The sequence below is a fragment of the Micromonospora sp. NPDC048170 genome, assembly GCF_040652795.1.
Lineage (GTDB): Bacteria > Actinomycetota > Actinomycetes > Mycobacteriales > Micromonosporaceae > Micromonospora.
In genome coordinates this window covers 1-18,611 of the sequence record NZ_JBEZMR010000010.1, presented here as the reverse complement: position 1 = coordinate 18,611, position 18,611 = coordinate 1, and the positions used below count along the sequence as shown (strand labels likewise).

Annotated in this window: 13 protein-coding genes; 9 read left to right on the top strand and 4 right to left on the bottom strand. The window is 73.2% G+C overall.

All coding sequences use genetic code 11. The features are described from left to right. The first annotated feature begins 31 nt into the window (after positions 1-31). From AB0D32_RS15680 to AB0D32_RS15660, 5 genes are all read left to right on the top strand, one after another. Entirely contained in the window at positions 32-1,180 is a 1,149-nt protein-coding gene (locus AB0D32_RS15680; protein WP_357090063.1) for an exonuclease SbcCD subunit D, read from the top strand. Continuing rightward, positions 1,180-3,654, top strand: a complete 2,475-nt coding sequence (locus AB0D32_RS15675; protein ID WP_357090060.1) for an SMC family ATPase — start codon at positions 1,180-1,182, stop codon at positions 3,652-3,654. The genes AB0D32_RS15680 and AB0D32_RS15675 overlap by 1 nt, the downstream gene beginning before the upstream one ends. Positions 3,655-3,703: 49 nt before the next feature. After that, entirely contained in the window at positions 3,704-4,663 is a 960-nt protein-coding gene (locus tag AB0D32_RS15670; RefSeq protein WP_357090057.1) for a hypothetical protein, read from the top strand. Continuing rightward, entirely contained in the window at positions 4,663-5,520 is an 858-nt protein-coding gene (locus AB0D32_RS15665; protein ID WP_357090054.1) for a fused MFS/spermidine synthase, read from the top strand. Before AB0D32_RS15670 ends, AB0D32_RS15665 begins: the two co-directional genes overlap by 1 nt. 174 nt (positions 5,521-5,694) lie before the next feature. Next, positions 5,695-6,702, top strand: coding sequence for an endonuclease/exonuclease/phosphatase family protein (locus AB0D32_RS15660; protein ID WP_357090052.1), 1,008 nt, complete (start codon positions 5,695-5,697; stop codon positions 6,700-6,702). On the opposite strand, the gene AB0D32_RS15655 is transcribed toward AB0D32_RS15660, so the two are convergent. The 3 genes from AB0D32_RS15655 to AB0D32_RS15645 all read right to left on the bottom strand — a co-directional run bounded on the left by AB0D32_RS15655 (position 6,699) and on the right by AB0D32_RS15645 (position 13,230). After that, positions 6,699-8,447: a stealth family protein gene (locus tag AB0D32_RS15655; RefSeq protein ID WP_357090049.1), complete on the bottom strand. Its 1,749-nt coding sequence runs from the start codon at positions 8,445-8,447 to the stop codon at positions 6,699-6,701. The genes AB0D32_RS15660 and AB0D32_RS15655 overlap by 4 nt on opposite strands. Continuing rightward, positions 8,444-11,170, bottom strand: coding sequence for a CDP-glycerol glycerophosphotransferase family protein (locus AB0D32_RS15650; RefSeq protein WP_357090047.1), 2,727 nt, complete (start codon positions 11,168-11,170; stop codon positions 8,444-8,446). The genes AB0D32_RS15655 and AB0D32_RS15650 overlap by 4 nt, the downstream gene beginning before the upstream one ends. Positions 11,171-11,256: 86 nt before the next feature. Then, complete coding sequence (locus tag AB0D32_RS15645) at positions 11,257-13,230, bottom strand: stealth family protein (RefSeq protein WP_357090044.1); 1,974 nt, start codon at positions 13,228-13,230, stop codon at positions 11,257-11,259. A 593-nt stretch (positions 13,231-13,823) separates the two neighbouring features. Here AB0D32_RS15645 and AB0D32_RS15640 point away from each other — a divergent pair. After that, entirely contained in the window at positions 13,824-14,744 is a 921-nt protein-coding gene (locus tag AB0D32_RS15640) for a DNA-3-methyladenine glycosylase 2 family protein (RefSeq protein ID WP_357090042.1), read from the top strand. A 51-nt stretch (positions 14,745-14,795) separates the two neighbouring features. Here AB0D32_RS15640 and AB0D32_RS15635 read toward each other — a convergent pair whose 3' ends face one another. Beyond that, a complete protein-coding gene (locus AB0D32_RS15635; protein ID WP_357090039.1) occupies positions 14,796-15,008 on the bottom strand; it encodes a hypothetical protein in 213 nt (70 codons plus the stop codon). A 136-nt stretch (positions 15,009-15,144) separates the two neighbouring features. Between AB0D32_RS15635 and AB0D32_RS15630 the strand changes: the two genes are divergently transcribed. The 3 genes from AB0D32_RS15630 to AB0D32_RS15620 all read left to right on the top strand — a co-directional run bounded on the left by AB0D32_RS15630 (position 15,145) and on the right by AB0D32_RS15620 (position 18,479). Next, positions 15,145-16,257, top strand: coding sequence for an ATP-dependent DNA ligase (locus AB0D32_RS15630; protein ID WP_357090037.1), 1,113 nt, complete (start codon positions 15,145-15,147; stop codon positions 16,255-16,257). A 33-nt stretch (positions 16,258-16,290) separates the two neighbouring features. Next, positions 16,291-17,874 carry an alpha/beta hydrolase gene (locus AB0D32_RS15625; protein ID WP_357090034.1) on the top strand — a complete coding sequence of 528 codons (1,584 nt, stop codon included), beginning with the start codon at positions 16,291-16,293 and terminating at the stop codon, positions 17,872-17,874. Between the two features lie 152 nt (positions 17,875-18,026). Next, entirely contained in the window at positions 18,027-18,479 is a 453-nt protein-coding gene (locus AB0D32_RS15620; RefSeq protein WP_357090031.1) for a GNAT family N-acetyltransferase, read from the top strand. The last annotated feature ends 132 nt before the right edge of the window (positions 18,480-18,611 follow it).

The following is an 18,611-nucleotide window of genomic DNA, read 5'->3' as shown; positions in this document are numbered from 1 at the left end:
ACCCCGCAGTCGCGAACGAAGGACGGGCACCGTGAAGATCCTGCACACCTCCGACTGGCACGTCGGCAAGGTCCTCAAGGGGCAGTCGCGGGCCGAGGAGCACAAACGCGTCCTGGCCGGCGTGATCGACGTCGCCCGCGCCGAGGCGCCCGACCTGGTCATCGTCGCCGGTGACCTCTACGACACCGCCGCCCCGACCCCCGAGGCCACCCGGCTGGTCACCCGGGCCCTGACCGCGTTGCGCCGCACCGGTGCCGACGTGGTCGCCATCGGCGGCAACCACGACAACGGCCAGGCCCTCGACGCGCTGCGGCCCTGGGCCGAGGCCGCCGGGATCACCCTGCGCGGCGGGGTCCGGGAGAACCCGGACGAGCACGTCATCGACGGCACCACCGCCGGCGGTGAGCGCTGGCGGCTGGCGGCGCTGCCGTTCCTCTCCCAGCGCTACGCCATCCGCGCGGTGGAGATGTACGACCTGACCGCCGCCGAGACCACCCAGACGTACGCCGACCACCTCGGCCGGGTGCTGGGCCGGCTGACCGAGAGCTTCACCGAACCGGACCGGGTGCACCTGGTCACCGGCCACCTGACCGTGGTGGGCGCGACCACCGGCGGCGGCGAGCGCGACGCGCACACCGTGCTGGGCTACGCGGTGCCGGCGACCGTGTTCCCGGGGACGGCCCACTACGTGGCGCTGGGCCACCTGCACCGGTCGCAGCGGGTGCAGGGCCCCTGCCCGATCCGCTACAGCGGCAGCCCGCTCGCGGTCGACTTCGGCGAGCAGGAGAACGTGCCGTCGGTGACCATCGTCGAGGTCACCGCGACCACGGCGGCGCAGGCGCGGGAGGTGCCGGTGACCGCCGCCACCGCGCTGCGCACGGTCCGGGGCACCCTGGCCCAGCTCGCCGAGATGGCGGTGCCGGACGCCTGGCTGCGGGTGTACGTCCGGGAGCAGCCGCGTGCCGGGCTGCGTGAGGAGGTGCAGGAGCTGCTCCCACAGGCCCTGGAGATCCGGATCGACCCGGAGCTGGTGCCCGCCCCGGGCAGCGGCACCCGGGTGGCGCAGCGGGCGGGCCGCTCGCCCCGGCAGCTCTTCGCCGACTACCTGGACAGCCGGGGGCAGGCCGACGACGGGGTGCGGGAACTCTTCGACGAGCTCATCGAGGAGGTTGAGCACTGATGCGGCCGATGCGGCTGGACATGGCGGGCTTCACCGTCTTCCGGGACGAGACCACCATCGACTTCACCGACGCCGACTTCTTCGCGCTGGTGGGGCCGACCGGCTCCGGCAAGTCGACGGTGCTCGACGCCATCTGCTTCGCCCTCTACGGCACGGTGCCGCGCTGGGGCGGGGCGCGGGGCCTGACCAACGCCCTGGCGCCGTCGGCCACCGAGGCGCGGGTCCGGCTGGTCTTCGAGTCCGCCGGTTCCCGCTACGTGGCGACCCGGGTGGTCCGCCGGGACGGCCGGGGCAACGTGAAGACGGCCAACGCCGGGTTGCAGCTGATGCCGGCCGGTTTCGACGTGACCAAGCTCGACACCGGGCTGAGCCCGGACGACCTCGGCGAGGTGGTGGCCGGCACGCCCGCCGAGATGGAGCAGGCCGTGCTGGAGGCGGTCGGGCTGCCGTACGAGCAGTTCACCAGCTGCGTGGTGCTGCCGCAGGGGCAGTTCGCGGACTTCCTGCACGCCAAGCCGGCCACCCGGCAGCAGATCCTGGTCAACCTGCTCGGCCTCGGGGTCTACGAGGACGTGCAGAAGAGGGCGACCGCGCGGGCCGTGCAGGCCGAGGCGAAGCTGGAGGCGGTCGACCAGGCACTCGCCGGGCTCACCGACGTCGACGACGCCGCGTTGGAGGCGGCGACCGGGCAGGTCGACCGGATGCGGGAGCTGGCCGGTGCGGTGTCGGCCGCCGTACCGGAGCTGGAGGCGGCCCGGGCGACGGCGCGGGAGGCGGGCGCGGCCCTGGCCGCCCTCGACGCCGACCTGGCGGTGCTGACCGCCGTGCGCGCACCGGACGGGGTGGCGGAGGTGGCCCGGGCGGTCGCCTCGGCGCGGGCCGGCGCGGACGAGGCGGCGACGGCGGTGTCGCTGGCCGAGGAGCGGGAGGAGAAGCTGCGCGGCGAGCTGGCCGCCGCCGGCGACGAGAGCGCGCTGCGGTTGCTGCTGCGGGCGTACACCGACCGGGAGAAGCTGGCCGGCGAGGCGGAGGCGGTCCGGGCGGCGGTGACCGCGGCGCGGGCCGAACACGGCACGGCGGTGGCGGCGCTGGCCGAGGCGCGCGCGGCGGCCGAACGGGCCGAGGCGGAGCTGGAGGCGGCCTTCCGCGCCCACGAGGAGGCGAAGGCGACCGACCAGGCGGTGGCGTTGCGCGCGCACCTGCGCGAAGGGGCGACCTGCCCGGTCTGCGAGCAGACCGTGTCGGCGGTGCCGGCGGTGCCGGCCGACTCGGCGGTGGCCGCCGCCACGGCGGCGGGACGGTCGGCGCGGGCCGCCAGCAAGGCCGCCCAGTCCGTGGTGCAGGAGCGCGACGGCGCGGCCCGGGAGCGGGAACGGGTGCTGATGCGCGCGCGGGCCCGGCAGGACCAGGTGCAGGCCCGGCTGGCCGAGCTGGACGACCAGCTGGCCGGAGCCGCCGAGCCGGCGGTGCTGCGCCGTGAGCTGGACGACCACGCGCGGCTGCGCAGGGCGCTGGAGGAGTCGGCGACGGCGGTGCGGGCCGGCCGGGACGCCGCCCGGCGGGCCCGGGCCGCGGTGGACGCCGCCGAGGAGCGGCTGCGGGCGACGTGGCGGGCGTTCGACGCGACCCGCGACGGGCTGGGCCGGTTCGGGCCGCCGACGGCGGACCGGGAGGATCTCGGCGCCGCCTGGTCCGCCCTCACCGGCTGGGCCGGCGAGGAGGCGCAGCGCCGGCGCACGGAGCGGGCCGGGCGGGCCGGGGCGGTGGCGGAGGCCGAGGCGGTGGCCGCCGGCGTCGGCGAGCGCATCGCGGGTTTCCTCGCCGCCGCCGGTCTGCCGGCCGCCGACGATCCGGTACGCGCCACCGACCGTGCCCTGGAGCGGGCCGAGGCCGACCTGCGCGAGCTGGAGCGGCGTCGCGAGCAGGCCGGCGGGCTGCGCGAGCAGCGGTCCGGGTACGAGCGCGAGGCGCAGGTGGCGCGGTCCCTCGCGGGGCACCTGCGGGCCAACAACTTCGAGCGGTGGCTGCTGGCGGAGGCGTTGGACCTGCTGGTCGACGGCGCCTCGGGCATCCTGCGCGAGCTCTCCGCCGGGCAGTACGACCTGGTGCACGACAAGGGCGAGTTCTTCGTGGTCGACCAGCACGACGCGGGGCTGCGCCGGGGCGTGCGCACCCTCTCCGGCGGCGAGACCTTCCAGGCATCGCTGGCGCTGGCGCTGGCGTTGTCGGAGCAGCTCGCCGGGTTGTCCACCACGGCGGCGAGCCTGGAGTCGATCGTGCTGGACGAGGGCTTCGGCACGCTCGACGCGGCCACCCTCGACACGGTGGCCGCCACGCTGGAGAATCTGGCCGCCCGGGGCGACCGGATGGTCGGGGTGGTCACGCACGTGCCGGCCCTGGCCGAACGCATCCCGGTCCGCTTCGAGGTCAGCAAGGACGCCCGGTCGGCCCGCGTCGAGCGGACCGGCCGGTGACCGGGGCCCGCCGCGGCGTCCCGGCGTCCGCGACGGAAGGATCGCTGCGGTGACCGACCCCCGGTTCTTCGTCGACGCGTGGGATCCGGCGTACGGCGCCTCGTTCGAGGCGTCCGGCGACGGTCCCGCCGCGCAGAGCAGCGCCCAGGTCGACGCGGACGTCGAGCTGCCGGCGGTGGACTGGCGGGCGATCGGGCCGCGCGCGGGCGTCCGCGCCCCCGACGTGGTGCTGCTCGTCGACGGGGTGCGCCGGATCGACGCGAGCGTGTGGACGGCGGAGGAGGACGGCGCGTCCTTTCCCGGCCTGGCCGCGTCGTACGCCGCCGGGGTGGTCCGGTGCGACCTGGAGCGCGGCGCGGCGCAACTGGCCGGCGCCCGGGTCGGCCGGGGCCTGTTCACCGCCAGCCCGTCGGCGGTGGACGTGGTGGCCGGCAGCGTCCGCTACCCGGTGCACCGGGTCACCGGCACGGGCGAGCTGAACAAGCTCCCGGCCGCCGTGCAGGGGCCGCTGACCGCGCTGGAGGTGGAGGTCTCGGGGGCGGCCCGCACGGATGGCGACCTGCTGGTGGTCGACGGGCCGCTGCGCAGCCGGCGGCAGTTGCCGCGCACCCTCGGCTACATCAAGACGCAGCACAAGCAATACCTCGACGCCCGGCTGACCGCCGTGGTCATCCAGTTGAAGGCCGGTGAGCGTTCCCCGGTGTTCAAGCTCGGCACGGCCTGGGGCGGCTGGTCGTGGTATCTGCGGCTGCCGGTGGCCACCGGCGCGCCGTGGGCGGGCATCGTCCGGATGGAGTGCTCCGCCGAGCTGAGCGTCGACGAGGCGGTGGGCCTGGCCGACCTGTCGCTGGTCACGCTGCCCCGGTTCGCCTCCACCCCCTACAAGGACCCGCGGGCACCGCAGAACCTGATCCCGATCGCCGGCCTGGAGCGCCGGCTGCGGGCGCTGCTCGGCGACGCGCGGCTGCTGCACCGGGTGCTCACCACCGCCGCCCGGGCCCGGCGCTGATGGGACGCAGGCGGGCGGCCGACACGGTGGCCGCGCGGGTGGACACCGGCCAGGCCGAGCTGGTGCCGGATCCGGACCGGCAGGGATCCTGGACGCTGCTGCTGGACGGCGCCCCGCAGTCGCACGTGGACCTGGCCGATCCCACGCACCTGGAGTTCGAGTACGTCCGGCGCCTCGCCGCCGCGATCGACCTGGTGGCCCCGGCCGGCGCCCCGCTGCGGGTGCTGCACCTCGGCGGCGGCGCGCTGACCCTGCCCCGCTACGTGTCGGCCACCCGGCCCGGCTCCACCCAGCGAGTGGTCGAGGTGGACGGCGCGCTGGTGGAGCTGGTCCGCCGCGCCCTGCCGTGGCCGCCGGATTCCCGGCTCAAGGTGCGGGTGGCCGACGCCCGCGAGGTGCTCGCCGCCAGCCGGGACGCCAGCTACGACGTGGTGGTCGCCGACGTCTTCGCCGGGGCCCGCACCCCGGCGCACCTCACCTCGGCCGAGTACGCCGCCGAGGTCGCCCGGGTGCTGCGTCCCACCGGTTTCCACCTGGCGAACGTCGCCGACGGCCCGCCGCTGCGGCACGCGCGGGGGCAGGTCGCCACGGTCCGGTCGGTGCTGCCCCGGGCCTGCCTGGTCGGCGACGCGGCGGTGCTGCGGGGGCGGCGCTACGGCAACCTGGTGCTGGTGGCCGGGCGGGTGGATCCGCCGGTACCGGAGCTGACCCGGCGCGCCGCCGGCGACTGGTTCCCCGGTCGGGTGCTGGCCGGCGAGGAGCTCGACCGTTTCGCGGGCGGCGCCCCGGTGGTCCGCGATGCCGGCGCCACCGACTCGACCCCGCCGCCGCCGGGAATCTTCTCCGTCGGCCGTTGAACCGCCAGCGCGGGCAGGCGGGCGAAACGTTCCCCTGTGTCCGCCCATATGCCCACGGACCGGTAGGCTGGCAGGTCGGCGACGGCTGCGGGTGTCCATGGTCGACAGCACGAACGCGCCGTCATCGGGGAGAGGGGCGGCGTGACGCCGAGGTGGAGCCGGAGGCCCCTGCCGGTGGTGCTTGCGCTGGCCGGCTCTCTGACCGTCGGCGCGGGCGCGACGGTGGCCGCGGGCTGGCCTGCGGCCGGCCGCTCCGCCACCGTGAGGCCGGTGGAGTTCGCCTCGCCGGCTCCCGCACCGCCCCCGCCGATTCCACTGACGGTGCTCACCTGGAACGTGTGCGCCAACGGCAAGTTGCGCTGTCTCGCCGGCCGCCAGCACCAGCAGCTCGCCTCCGCCATCGGTGCGGCGGCACGGAATGGTCCGGCCGACGTGCTGCTGCTTCAGGAGATGTGCGCGGACCTGCTGCCCGCGATGGAGCGCAGCCTCGGCGCCGGTTGGAAGGTGTACTTCCGCCAGGCCTCGACGGCCGCGGTCAGGCACGGCACGCTGGTGGACCGACCGGCCACCTGTGAAGCCGACGGGAACCGGTACGGCCAGGCGGTGGCGGTACGGCTCTTTTCGCCGGACACCGGCAGGGCATCGACCGTCCAGGCGTCCTGGCTCGTCGAGCTCCCGTCGCCGAAGCCGGTGGGCAGCAGATGGATGGAGCGGCGGTCGGCGGTCTGCGTCCGGTTGCGTGCTCCCCGCGTTCAGGTCTGCGGCGCCCACCTGTCGACCCCGCAGCAGGATCCGGACGGCAGGGTTCGGGCCGCGCAGGCCGCACGGCTCGCCGCCGAGGCCCGCCGCGGCCACGAACGGGGATATCCGACCATCATCGGCGGCGACCTCAACACCACCCCCGCCACGACCGTGGCCGGCAGCCGGCAACAGGTCCTACAGCCGCTGTACGACCAGGGCGCCGACTGCGACCTGGGCAGGATGCGGCCGACGTTCGGCAGCATCAAGATCGACTATCTGTTCGCCGGAGCCGGCGTCACGCCGCTCGGCTGCACCGTGACCCCGACGTCGCTCTCCGACCACCGGATGATCTCGGCGCGCTACCACCTCCGCCCCGACCCGATCCAACGCCTGACCAGCACGACGGATACTGACGGCGAACGAGGGCGTATCGACGGTTAGTACTTCTCCCACGGGCTGGGCACCGGAAAGTAGGTGTTCAGGAAAGGCGTGAGCACCGAAACCTGGGCCGCCAGGTCCTCCTCGGTGGAGAACGCGTCGTTGAGACAGAACACATGGCGGTCCCGCTTGGCGAGCAGGTGCGCCAGGCGCGCGGGCGTGTCCGGGTGGGACAGCTCGGCGATGGTGTACTCCAGCTCGCCCCGCATCGCCCGGCCGGTGTGGAACGCGTAGTAGTGGTGCAGCGACGAGGCGACCGAGATGTCCGTGACGCTGCGGAACTGGCTGCCGGCGGTCGCCTGGTGCTGCGCCGCGAAGGTCTCCTCGATCTCGTACAGCACACTGCGCCGCAACGCGTGCGGCATGTGTTTCATCTTCTGCGTCAGCACCGTGCCGAACCGCTCGGCGATGAGGGCCCGGTTGTTCTTTCCGGCCGCCGACGCGGGGATGTCGTCGGCCGAGGGCGGGCCGGGCGGCACCAGCGCCGGCGACGGGAAGAACTTGCTGATGCCGTTCGCCAGGAAGAAGTCCCGTGCGGTGACGTCGCGGCCGAGGAAGACGTCGTCGTTGAAGTAGAGGAACTGCTCCGACAGCCCGTCGATATGGTGCAGTTGACTCTCGATGGCGTGCGAGTTGAACGTCGGCAGCACCGACGGGTCACCGAAGATCTCCCGGTGGCTGACCACCCGCAGCCCCGGGCGGGTGGGATCCAGCCAGGGCGGCACCTGGTCGTCGGTGACCACGTACACGTTGCGCACCCAGGGCGCGTAGGTGTGCAGGGAGCGCAGTGAGTAGCGCAGCTCGTCCCGGCTGAGGAACCGTGCCGCGCTCGCCGCCTCCGCGTGGTACGGCTGCCCCGCCACCTCGGCGCGCCGGCGCAGCCACGCCGGATCCGTGCCGTCCACCCAGGTGTAAACGACGTCGACCGGAAACGCCACGTCGTCGGGGCGCCGGATCGCGAACTCCGGCCGGGTCCGGACCGTCACCGCCGGGTTCGCCGGCCCGAGGGCGGTGAACAGGTCGGCGGGTGCGTCGACGCCGTGGCCGGCCGCCGGCAGCTCCTGCGCCACCAGGTTCCGGCGCGGGGCGACCAACTGGTCGTCCTGCCGGGTCCAGAACTCGACGTCGCAGCCGTACGGCGCGCCGAGCACCAGGCGGTGGCCGGGATCCGTCCAGTACCAGGTCAGCCGAAGTACGTTCGCATCGCGCAGCCGTCGCCACGACTGCGGCTCGTAGCCCGGCGCCGACGAGCGCGCCTGACCGCCCGCGACTTCGGCCACGTACCCGGGCGTCCGCCGGCACGCCTCGGCGAGCGCCGCGTGCACCCGCTCCCGGTCGCCCGCGTCGACGGCGACCACCGCGTTGCGGTCGGACAACCCGCGTACGCAGAAGTGCTCCACCCCCGCCGCGGCGAGCGCCTCGGTGACCGCGGCCAGGTTGCCCGCGCGGGCCGACCAGGGCGACACGTCCGGGCGGACCAGGCCGATCCGGGTCTTGCGCTCCACCGTCACCAGGGCCCGGTCAGCGCCCGCCAGCAGCTCCGGCTGGCGGCGGGCCAACCGCGTCGACGGCTGCTGCCCGCCGGCGACCTGGGCCACCCACTGCTTGACCTGGTGCCGGGTCTGCGGGCTGAGTCGCCTGGCGATCGCCCGGCGGGCCTGCGGGCTGAGCACCCGACGGTAGGTGTCGACGAACACCGACGGCTCGGCGACGGCCCGGGCGGGTTCGCGGCTCTGTCCGTCGGTCATCGCTGCGGGCCCGGCAGGGCCGCGATGGCGGCGGCGACCCGCTGACAGTTGTTCCGGTCCTGGAAGGCAAAGAACTCGGCCGCCCGGCGGGAGTATTCTTCCTCCCGGACGCACCCGTTCTCCAGATACCGGATGATGGCGTCCACGGTCTCGTCGGCTGTCTCGCAGACCGGGCCGAATCCGTCCTCGCGGTGCTCGAAGTAGCCCCGCCGGTAACCGCCGATCTTCCAGAACTCCTCGCTGTCGAACTGTGCGTAGATCAGCGGCGTGCCGAGATACGCGACGTCGACCGCTGTCGAGGAGTAGTCGGTGATGAAAAGGTCGCACTGGCGGAGGGCGTCCTGCACGGTCCGCTTCGTCTGGTCCGCCATGGCGAAGCAGTCATCCTCAGGGACGATACCGGCCAGCACCCGACGCATCTCGTAGTGCGGGAGCAGCTCCAGCTTGTAGCTGTGCCGGCGCAGCGCCTCCCGCAGCCGTTCGCTGCCGAACAGATCGGACACGAAGGTCTGGTACGCGGACCCGTCGAAGGCGAGCCGCGGCCGGGCGTTGGGGTTGTACGACGGGGCCACCAGGTACGTGCGCCAGGTGGGCATGAACAGGATGCGTCGCCTGCCTCGGTCGGGAGTCAGGGCGTCGAAGCGCGGCAGGCAGGTGTTCGCCACCATGTCGCCGTAGTCGAGGTCGTTCGACACGTACTCCGCCTCACGGTCGGCAGAGGTGACGAAGAGATCGAGGGATGCCCGACCACGGTGCAGGCCGGCGCTGACGTCCTTCTCGATGACCCCGTGCTGGAGGAAGACCCGGGCGGGACCGATGCGCCAGTTGAGGTGCTTCAGGAAGCGGGACCGTTCCCACCGGGACGGGAGCATGTACGAGTCGATGTCGTACGAATTGATCAGCTTGGTGGCGTGCAGCATCAGAAACTTGTGCCGGAACGAGTCGTACGTGACGACGTTGCCGAGCCCGCGCAGTCGCGCACGGTCCGGGCTGTCCTTGGTCAGCAGGTAGTGGACGTTGCGCCGGCGCTCCACCTTCCGGAGGTAGCGGAACAGGTGCGAGGAGTTGTCCTGGGCGGTGTCCGTACGCTCACCGATCAGCCACACGTCCCGTCGGCGCATGAGCGGCTCGGTGAGCAGGCGGAGCAGTCGCCACTTCCAGAACGGGGCCCGGGAGGCGACGTGCCGCAGGTCCTTGCGCACCAGCATCCGCTGCCACTGGCGGCGCCCGGCGGCACCCTGACGCCGGACCAGCAGCTCGACGTTTTCCCGCCCGCTGAAGGTGGGCAGGATACGGGTGTCCCCGCTCCGCTTCATGGTGGCGTCCCGGAGGTACGCCGCCGTCGTGAGGCACTGGCGGGACGCCTGGCCCGTCCCGGTCTCGAACACGAGCCGGAGGCTGTGCTGCCCGTTGCGCAGCTGGCTGACGGGGATCTCCGCCGAGAAACCGCACCACTCGCGGTCCTCGTCACTGGCCTTCATGTCGACGCGCCGCTCCACGGTGACCGGCACGGTCAGGTTGCTGCCGCGCACCCGCAGCCCGAGGGGGGTGCTGATCGGGGCGCGCATCGGCAGGCCGTTGACCAGCATTTGCCCGGAGACCTTGAGGGTGTCTCCGGAGGCCGAGAGCCGCACCTGCTCGACGCGCGCACCCACGCTGGTGACCTTGGTCAGCGGGAGCAGCGCTGGCGTGACGGGGTAGTCGAGGTGCAGGTCGCCGCCGCACGCGACGACTGCGCGCAGCCGCTCCGAGGGCCGTGCGAACAACTCGAAGTCGTACGACTTGAAGGCCAGGTAGGGCACCCGGTGCCGGGTGTCCAGCGTCCACCGGGCAATGAACGAGGGGTCGACGTCCTGGTAGATCCGGCTGCACGTCTCGAAGATCTTCCACAGGTCCGCGTCCTCGAACAGGGTGTGCGCCCGCATGGCAAAGCCCTGGTAGCTGCGCACCAGCCACCGGTCGAGCACCTCCCGGCGGAACACGTCCAGTTCGGGACGGAGCACCGCGATGGTGTCGCAGAGCAACAGGTGGTCCCAGAAGTTCTGCTCCCGGGTGAACAGGTTGTCCATGATCGAGGTGCCCACGTCCCGCCTGCGGTACTGGTAGACCACCTCGTCGACGAGGGCGATGCGTTCCGCCTTGAGCAGCATGGGCAGCGCCAGGAAGGCGTCCTCGAAGTGGACGCCCTCCTGGAAGCGCAGACCGTGCTGCCGGAGCTGGGCGAGGTCGTACAGCTTGTGGCACGGACCGGCGTCGAAGATCAGGTCAGGGGCGTCGACCACGCTCTGCAGGAGGCGGTCGCCCTTGCCGAACGGCTTCTTCCAGAGGAAGGCGGTGGGCTTGGGGAAGGTGTCCATGTCCCCGATGGCCATGCTCGCCTTGTGCTGCACGATCGCCTTGAGCAGCAGCTCGATGGCGCGCGGCGGCAGGATGTCGTCCGAGTCGACGAAGGAGACGTACGGGGTCTCCGCCATGTCCAGCGCCCGGTTGCGGGCCGCGCCCGGGCCGGCGTTCTCCTGCTGGAGCGCGGTCACGTTCGGGTGCTCGGCGGCGAACTGCTTGGCGAGCGTGTCGGAGCCGTCCGTGCTGCCGTCGTCCACCAGGATGACGTGGCACTGGTCGAAGGCGGTCTGGGCAGCGATCGACTCCAGCGTCTCGGGCAGGTAGTCCGCGACGTTGTAAACCGGGACGATGATCGTGACCTGGGGGGAAGGGCCTACCACGTGGGCTCCACTGAGGTTTCGCAGAGATGTTTGACGAGCTGGTCGAAGCGTAGGTCGGCCCGCGAACGGGACCGGTTCGCACCTGGTCAGGAATCTCCCCGCTGTCCCCGCTGGTCATCGAGGTGCGTTCCCCAACCGGGCGGTGCGGTTTCCTGCTTGGGTCGGACGGCGGCCATGCGCATCGAGGGCAGTGTGGGCGCGTCCAGCCGCGGACCGACCCGCAGTGCGGGCACGGTCTGGCCGTCCACCTGCCTGCGGGCGGCGAGGGTGGGCGTGGTCGGCGCGTCCACCTGCCGGCGGGCGGCGAGGGCGGGCGTGGTCGGCGCGTCCACCTGGCGGCGGTGCCGGGCCCCGTCGCGCGACTGCGACCACAGGGCGCTGGCGCCCAGCTTCCGGCGCTCGGCGACCACGTCGTCGGGCAGCTCGTACGGGGCCGGGAAGGGCAGGTAGCGGGGCAGGAAGTCGGCCAGCATCCGCTCCTGCTCGGCGAAGGCCTCCGGATCGGAGTCGGTGTCGTTGAGGCAGAACACGTCACGGTCCCGGCGGGCGAGCAGTTCGGCGAGTCGGGCGGGCGTCGACGGGTGACCGAGATCGGCGTACTCGTACTCGATGTCGCCCGGCACCGCCTGGCCGGTGAGGTACGACCAGTACTGGTGCAGCGACGACGGGATGGACAGGTCGCCGTGGTGACGGAACTGGTGCCGTGCCGTCGCGGTCACGTCCGCCTGCAACATCTGCTCGATCTGGTACATGATGCTGCGCCGCAACGCGAACGGGGTGTGCTTCATCTTCTGCGTGATGGTGACGCCGAACTGCCGCTGGATGTGCCGGCGGTTGTTCTTGCCGGCGGCGTTCACCGGTGGGTCGCTGGGCTTCGCCTCGCCCAACCCGAACTGCGCCGGGGAGGGGAAGAACTTGGCGATCCCGTTGGCGTGGAAGAAGTGGGTCGGCAGCAGCGGCCGGCCCAGGAACACGTCGTCGTTGAGGTAGAGGAAGTGCTCTGCCAGCCCCTCGATCCGGTGCAGCCTGGACTCGATGGCGTGCGAGTTGAACGACGATCGAAAACCGAGGTCGGCGAAGAGTTCGGCGTGCGTGACGACCGTGACGGTCGGGTGGTACGGGTCGAGCCAGCTCGGCAGCTGCCTGTCGGTGACCAGGAAGATGCGTCGCAGCCAGGGCGCGAAGCTGTGCAGCGCGCGCATCGCGTAGCGCAGTTCGTCCCGGTTGTGGTAGCGCGACGAGTTCGCCGCCACCGCGTGCAGCGGCTCGTCGGGGGCGCCCTGCGCGGCCATCTTGCGCCGCAGCCACTCCGGATCCGAACCGTCCACCCAGGTGAACACCGCGTCGATCGGGAAGCCCACCCGGTCCGGGGCCCGGACGGCGAGGTCGCGGCGGGTGCCGTAGACGTGGTCGTCCGCCTCCGGTACGAAGTGACTGAGCAGGGCCGCGGCGACCCGCACCGGCTCCGCCCGGGCCGGCGCCTCGTCGATCACCGCATTGTGCCGGGGTGCGCGCACGACGTCGCCCACGCGCGTCCAGAATTCGATCTCGCAGGCGAACTGGGCGCCCAGGACCACGCCCGCGCGGGCGTCGGTCACCGGGAACCACACCTGGATCACCTCGGCCGGCGCCAGGTCCGGCTGGTTCCGCCCGGGCCGCACCTCGACGGTACGCACGTGCGCGCCCGACAGCGCCGGCGCGGAGCGGACCAGGCGACGCACAGCGGCCTGCTGGTCGACGAGGACGGCCACCGAACTGCGCAGGTAGTCGTCGTTGCGCAGGCAGTGGTAGTCGATCCCGGCCGCGTCCAGCGCCGACGTGACGGCCGTGAGGTTGCGGTGCCACATCTCCAGCGGCGTCGCCGCGACGACCACCTCGGCCTCGGTGCGGGCGCCGTCGTCGGTGACCGTCACCCGCGAACCGGGCGGATGCACCCGCTCACCGCCGCGGGGCCGGGTGAAGGTACGCACGAGTCCGAGCCGCCGGTGCGCGGGAAGCAGTACGAGCAGCCGGCGCCGGACGGGCGGCGGGAGGAGGCGGTAGACGCGCAGGGCGATCATGTCTGGGGCCGTTCCGACAGGACGGCCGCCTCGTCGGCGACCATCGTCAGTGCTGGTGGTGGTGCGGCGAAGCGCTCGACGCGACCTGTTCCGACCGAACAACCGCACCTGCAGTCATCACTGGTGCCTTTCTTGACAGATCCCCGTTGCGCTGCTCAACGAGTCGTACGAGGAATCGGAGCGAGTCCGTGTCCCGCCCACCGCTGATCCTCGCGATCCCGCAGGGGCGGCCGTCTCGTCACGACAGGGCTTCGAGCAGCGCCGATGGGACCTTAGCAGCATGTTCATCTCAGGGACATCAAGGAATCACCGGATCCATGCCGGAGCCCTGCCCGGCCAGACTCATAGATGGGCATTTGTATTAATTGCCCGAAAAATCCTGGCCAATCAGAGGGTGCTCTCATACCGGGACGGACAACCGGAAACCGGCCGGGCATCTCTCGCGCGACCGGTGCCGCCGGGTCGCCGCCGTCCGGCACGCCGAGGGCGACGTCACACCGGTGCCGCACCGGGGACGGCCAGCCGGTGCCGCTCCGGGGGCGGCCAGCCGGTGCCGCTCCGGGGGCGGCCAGCCGAGGTGGCAGAGTGGGGTGGTGACCGGGACCGAACCCACCGCGCGTCGGGAGCTGCGCCCGCCCGCCGGGTACCGGCTGGCCGCGTCGGTCCGGGCGCTGACCTTCAGCCCGTACGACCCCTGCGCGCGCGTCGCGGCCGGCACTTTCTGGTGGGCCACCCGGACCCCCGACGGGCCCGCCACCCTCGCCCTGCGGCCGGCCGGCGGCGACCTGCTCGCCGAGGGCTACGGCCCGGGAGCCGACTGGGTCGTGGAACGGGCGGACGCGGTCGCCGGGCTCCGGGACGACGTCACCGGGTTCGCGGCGCTCGCCGCCACCCACCCCGTGGTGGCACGGCTCGCGGCCCAGCACCGGGGGCTGCGGATGCCGGCCACCGGTCAGGTCTTCCCCCGGCTACTGCGGGCGGTCTTCGAGCAGAAGGTGACCGGGAAGGAGGCGTACCGGGCGTACGCGGCGACGGTCCGGCACTTCGCCGAGGCGGCGCCCGGGCCGATGCAGCCGCTGCTGCTGCCGCCGGAGCCGGCGGCGGTGGCCGCCACCCCGTACTGGGTGTTCCACCCGTTCGGCGTGGAGCAGCGCCGGGCCGAGACGCTGCGCCGCGCGGCGGCCGTCGCCGACCGGCTGGAGCGGTGCGCGGACTCCGCCGAGGCCACCCGCCGGCTCACCGCCGTCGCCGGCATCGGGGCGTGGACCGCCGCCGAGGTGGTGCGGATCACGTACGGGGACCCGGACGCGGTCAGCGTCGGCGACTACCACGTACCCAACACGGTGGCCTGGGCACTGGCGGGCGAGCCGCGCGGTGACGACGCCCGGATGCTGGCCCTGCTGGAGCCGTTCCGGGGTCACCGGGGGCGGGTCTGCGTGCTGCTCGCGGCCGGCGGCGTCCAGGCGCCGAAGTACGGCCCCCGGATGCCGATCCGCTCCTTCGCCCGGTTCTGACCGGCCCTGCCCGCCCGTCGGCCCCCGCCGCCGGGCCCTGCCGCCGCCGGGTCAGGCGGCCTCGCGCAGGTCGGCCAGCCCGAGGGGGGTACGCCGACGCAGCAACTCCTCCAGCTCCGCCACCGAGCCGACCTCGCCGAGCACGTCCTTGCCCCCGCCGAACCGGCGGGGATAGCGGCGCACCAGCCGGTACCGGTGGCGGCCCCGGATCAGCTCGACGCTCACCCGCCACCGACCGCAGCACCCGCAGACCCACTCCGACACTCCGCGAAAGTAGCTCTCACCTGCGGTTTCCTGTTTCGCCCGGTGCGGTACGAGCGACACGCGGCCGGACACTCCGCCCGCCTACCGACCGTGATCTACCTCATGACTGTCGGTGTGGTCTGGTTGACTGGTCCCCGTGAAGCTGCCGATCAGTCCGCCGGTCGAGCCGATGCTGGCCAAGAGCGTCCCGCGGGTCCCCACCGCAGCGGGGATGACCTACGAGCCGAAGTGGGACGGCTTCCGGTGCATCGTGTTCCGCGACGGCGACGAGGTGGAGCTGTCCAGCCGGGGCGGCAAGTCGATGACCCGCTACTTCCCCGAGGTGGTCGAGCAGGCCCGCCGCCAGTTGCCCGAGCGGTGCGTGGTCGACGGCGAGCTGATCGTGATCCGGCGCGACGGCCCGGGCGGGCAGCCCCGACTCGACTTCGAGCTGCTCGCCCAGCGCGTCCATCCGGCCGCGTCCCGGGTGAAACTGCTGGCCGAGACCACGCCCGCCGACTTCGTCGCCTTCGACCTGCTCGCGCTCGACGACGAGACCCTGCTCGACGAGCCCTATCCCCGGCGTCGCGCCCGGCTGGAGTCGGCGCTGGCCGGGGTGCGCCCGCCGGTGCACGTCACCCAGGTCACCACCGACGCCGACACCGCGCGCCGCTGGTTCGACGTCTTCGAGGGTGCCGGTCTGGACGGCCTCATCGCCAAGCCCGCCGACCTGCCCTACGAGCCGGGCAAGCGGCTCATGTTCAAGGTCAAGCACGCCCGCACCGCCGACGTGGTGGTGGCCGGCTTCCGGTGGCACAAGTCCGGCCCGGTGGTCGGCTCGCTCCTGCTCGGCCTCTACGACGACGACGGGGTCCTGCACCACGTCGGGGTGAGCGCGTCGTTCACCATGGCCCGCCGCGCGGAGCTGCTGGAGGAGTTGGAGCCCTACCGCGACGTCGGCGCCGAGCACCCGTGGGTGCACGGCGACCACGAGCGCGGCCAGCGCCTCCCCGGCGGGGTGAGCCGCTGGACGGGCACCCGCAACCTCGAGTGGGAGCCCCTGCGCCCCGAGCTGGTGGTCGAGGTCGGCTACGACGCGATGGAGGGCGAACGGTTCCGGCACACCGCCCGGTTCGTCCGTTGGCGGCCCGACCGCGACCCCCGCTCCTGCCGCTACGACCAGCTCGACCGGCCCGTACGGTTCGATGTGGACCAGGTGCTGCGCGGCGACCCGACGGTGACCGTGGGGTCTGCCGCCGGTCCGGCGTAGCCTGGCCGTCGACCCGATCACGGAGGCTCGCCAGTGACCCCCACTTCCCACCGGATCCGCCGGTTCCGGCTCGTCCTCGCCGGGCTGGCCGCCGCCGCGCTGATCGCCGCCGGTTGCACCCTGCCGGCGATCGCGCCCCGGACGGACACCGGCGGCGAGGCCGCCGCCCCCGGCACGGCGCCCACCTGGCGGGCCTGCCCGGAGGTGGCCGAGGAACTGGTCGGGCGGGGTGCGCCGAACGTCCGTTACGAGTGCGCGCGGATCAAGGTGCCGCGCAACTGGGGCACGGGCAGCGGGGCCACCACCGGCCCGGGCGTCGGGCAGACCTTCGAGATCGCGTTGCTGCGGGCGCGGTCGACCAAGCAGCGCGACCGGATCGGCTCGCTGGTCGTCAACCCGGGCGGGCCCGGCGGCTCCGGCGTCGACACGGCCGTCTACCTCTCCTTCGGCCCGGCGTTCGGCGGCCTGCCCGCCTCGATCACCGACCGGTTCGACATCGTCGGCTTCGACCCGCGCGGCGTGTCCCGCTCCAGCCCGGTCAAGTGCATCCCCGACGCCGACCTGGACGCCAGCTTCGGCTACGACCCCGACCCGGAGAGCCAGGAGTCGTTCGACGGGTTCGTCACGCTCAGTCAGAAGATCGGGCGCGGCTGCGGCGACCGCTACGGCGACCAGCTGCCGCTCTACGGCACCGAGCAGGCCGCCCGGGACATGGACGCGGTCCGCGCCGCCGTCGGCGACGACAAGCTGACCTACCTCGGCTACTCCTACGGCACCCTGCTCGGCGCCACCTACGCCCAGCTCTACCCGCAGCGGGTGCGGGCGCTGGTGCTCGACGGCGCGGTCGACCCGCGGCAGGGCCTGGTCGCCGGCTCGGAGAGCCAGGCCAAGGGCTTCGAGCGGGCCTTCAGCAACTTCACCACGTGGTGCGCGGCGAACGCCGGGCGCTGCCCGATCGCCCCGGACGCCCGGGCCGCGGTCACCTCAGCGATCGACAAGGCCCGGGTGTCGCCGGTACGCGGGGACGACGGCCGCGAGGCCACCGCGGGCTGGGTCTTCTACGCGATCATCTCGTCGCTCTACACCGAGTCGGGGTGGCAGGAGCTGGCCGCCGCCATCGACAAGCTGGAGGGCGGCGACCCGGAGGACGTGTTCCGCCTCGCCGACGCGTACGCCGACCGGGACTCCGACGGGCACTACTCGAACATGTTCGACGCCAACCTGGCGGTCAACTGCGCCGACGAGGACGAGAAGCCGAGCGCGGCGCGGATCCGCCAGCTCCAGTCGCAGTGGCGGGCAAAGTACCCGCTGTTCGGGCCGGCCCTGGCCGTCGGCCTGCTCTCCTGCACCGAGTGGCCCGGCGGCCACGACCCGTACCCGACGGGCCGGGCCGACGGGGCGCCGCCGATCCTGGTGGTGGGCACCACCGGCGACCCGGCGACGCCGTACGAGCAGACCGGCGAGCTGGCCGCGATGCTGGGCGTGGGCCGGGTGCTCACCTGGGAGGGCGAGGGGCACACCGCGTACCCGCAGACCTCCTGCATCACCGAGGCCGTCGACGCCTACCTGATCGACCTGACCGTGCCCAGGGAGGGGCTGCGCTGCCCGGCCCGCTGATCGCCCGCTGACCCGCCTGCTCCGCGTGCGAGCCTGCCAGCTGCAAGATCGGCTGAAACGGTGGCGGCAGGATGTCCATGGCACTCATGTCGCCCGGCGCCGGTGAGCAGCACCGGGCCATCGGTCGTGGTCGCTGTGCCACGCTGGGCGGCATGAGCAACGTGATCTTCCGTGAGGCAGTCCGGACCGACCTGCCCGCCGTACTCGCCCTGCTCACCGACGACCCGCTCGGCAGCACCCGCGACTTCGCGGAGATCGACGCCGTTTACGAGAAGGCGTTCGCCGCCATCGACGCCGACCCGCGCAACCAGCTGATCGTGGCCGACGCACGCGGTGAACTGCTCGGCTGCATGCAGCTCACCTACATTCCCGGCCTGAGCCGGCACGGCGCCGAGCGGCAGCTGATCGAGGCGGTCCGGGTCCGCTCCGACCTGCGCGGGCAGGGCCTCGGCCGACAGATGATCACCTGGGCGGTCGACCAGGCGAAGCAGCGTGGCTGCGCCCTGGTCCAGCTCACCACCGACAAGACCCGCCACGACGCCCACCGCTTCTACCTGAACCTGGGCTTCCTCCCCACCCACGAGGGCATGAAACTCCCCCTCTGATCCCCCACCCACCCCTCTCCCCCCTCCCTCCCACCCCGCTCTCCTCGCCCTCCCCCGCGCCCACCCCCGCCCCGTCGATCTTGCACTTTGCGCCCTCGACTTGGGTGCTCTGCCCCATTTGCCGGGGCAGAA

Bases quoted from the DNA above. Each gene is read 5' to 3' on its own strand.
- AB0D32_RS15620 (WP_357090031.1), top strand. From the start codon at position 18,027: ATGAGCAACGTGATCTTCCGTGAGGCAGTCCGGACCGACCTGCCCGCC.
- AB0D32_RS15645 (WP_357090044.1), bottom strand. From the start codon at position 13,230: ATGATCGCCCTGCGCGTCTACCGCCTCCTCCCGCCGCCCGTCCGGCGC.
- AB0D32_RS15655 (WP_357090049.1), bottom strand. From the start codon at position 8,447: ATGACCGACGGACAGAGCCGCGAACCCGCCCGGGCCGTCGCCGAGCCG.
- AB0D32_RS15675 (WP_357090060.1), top strand. From the start codon at position 1,180: ATGCGGCCGATGCGGCTGGACATGGCGGGCTTCACCGTCTTCCGGGAC.
- AB0D32_RS15665 (WP_357090054.1), top strand. From the start codon at position 4,663: ATGGGACGCAGGCGGGCGGCCGACACGGTGGCCGCGCGGGTGGACACC.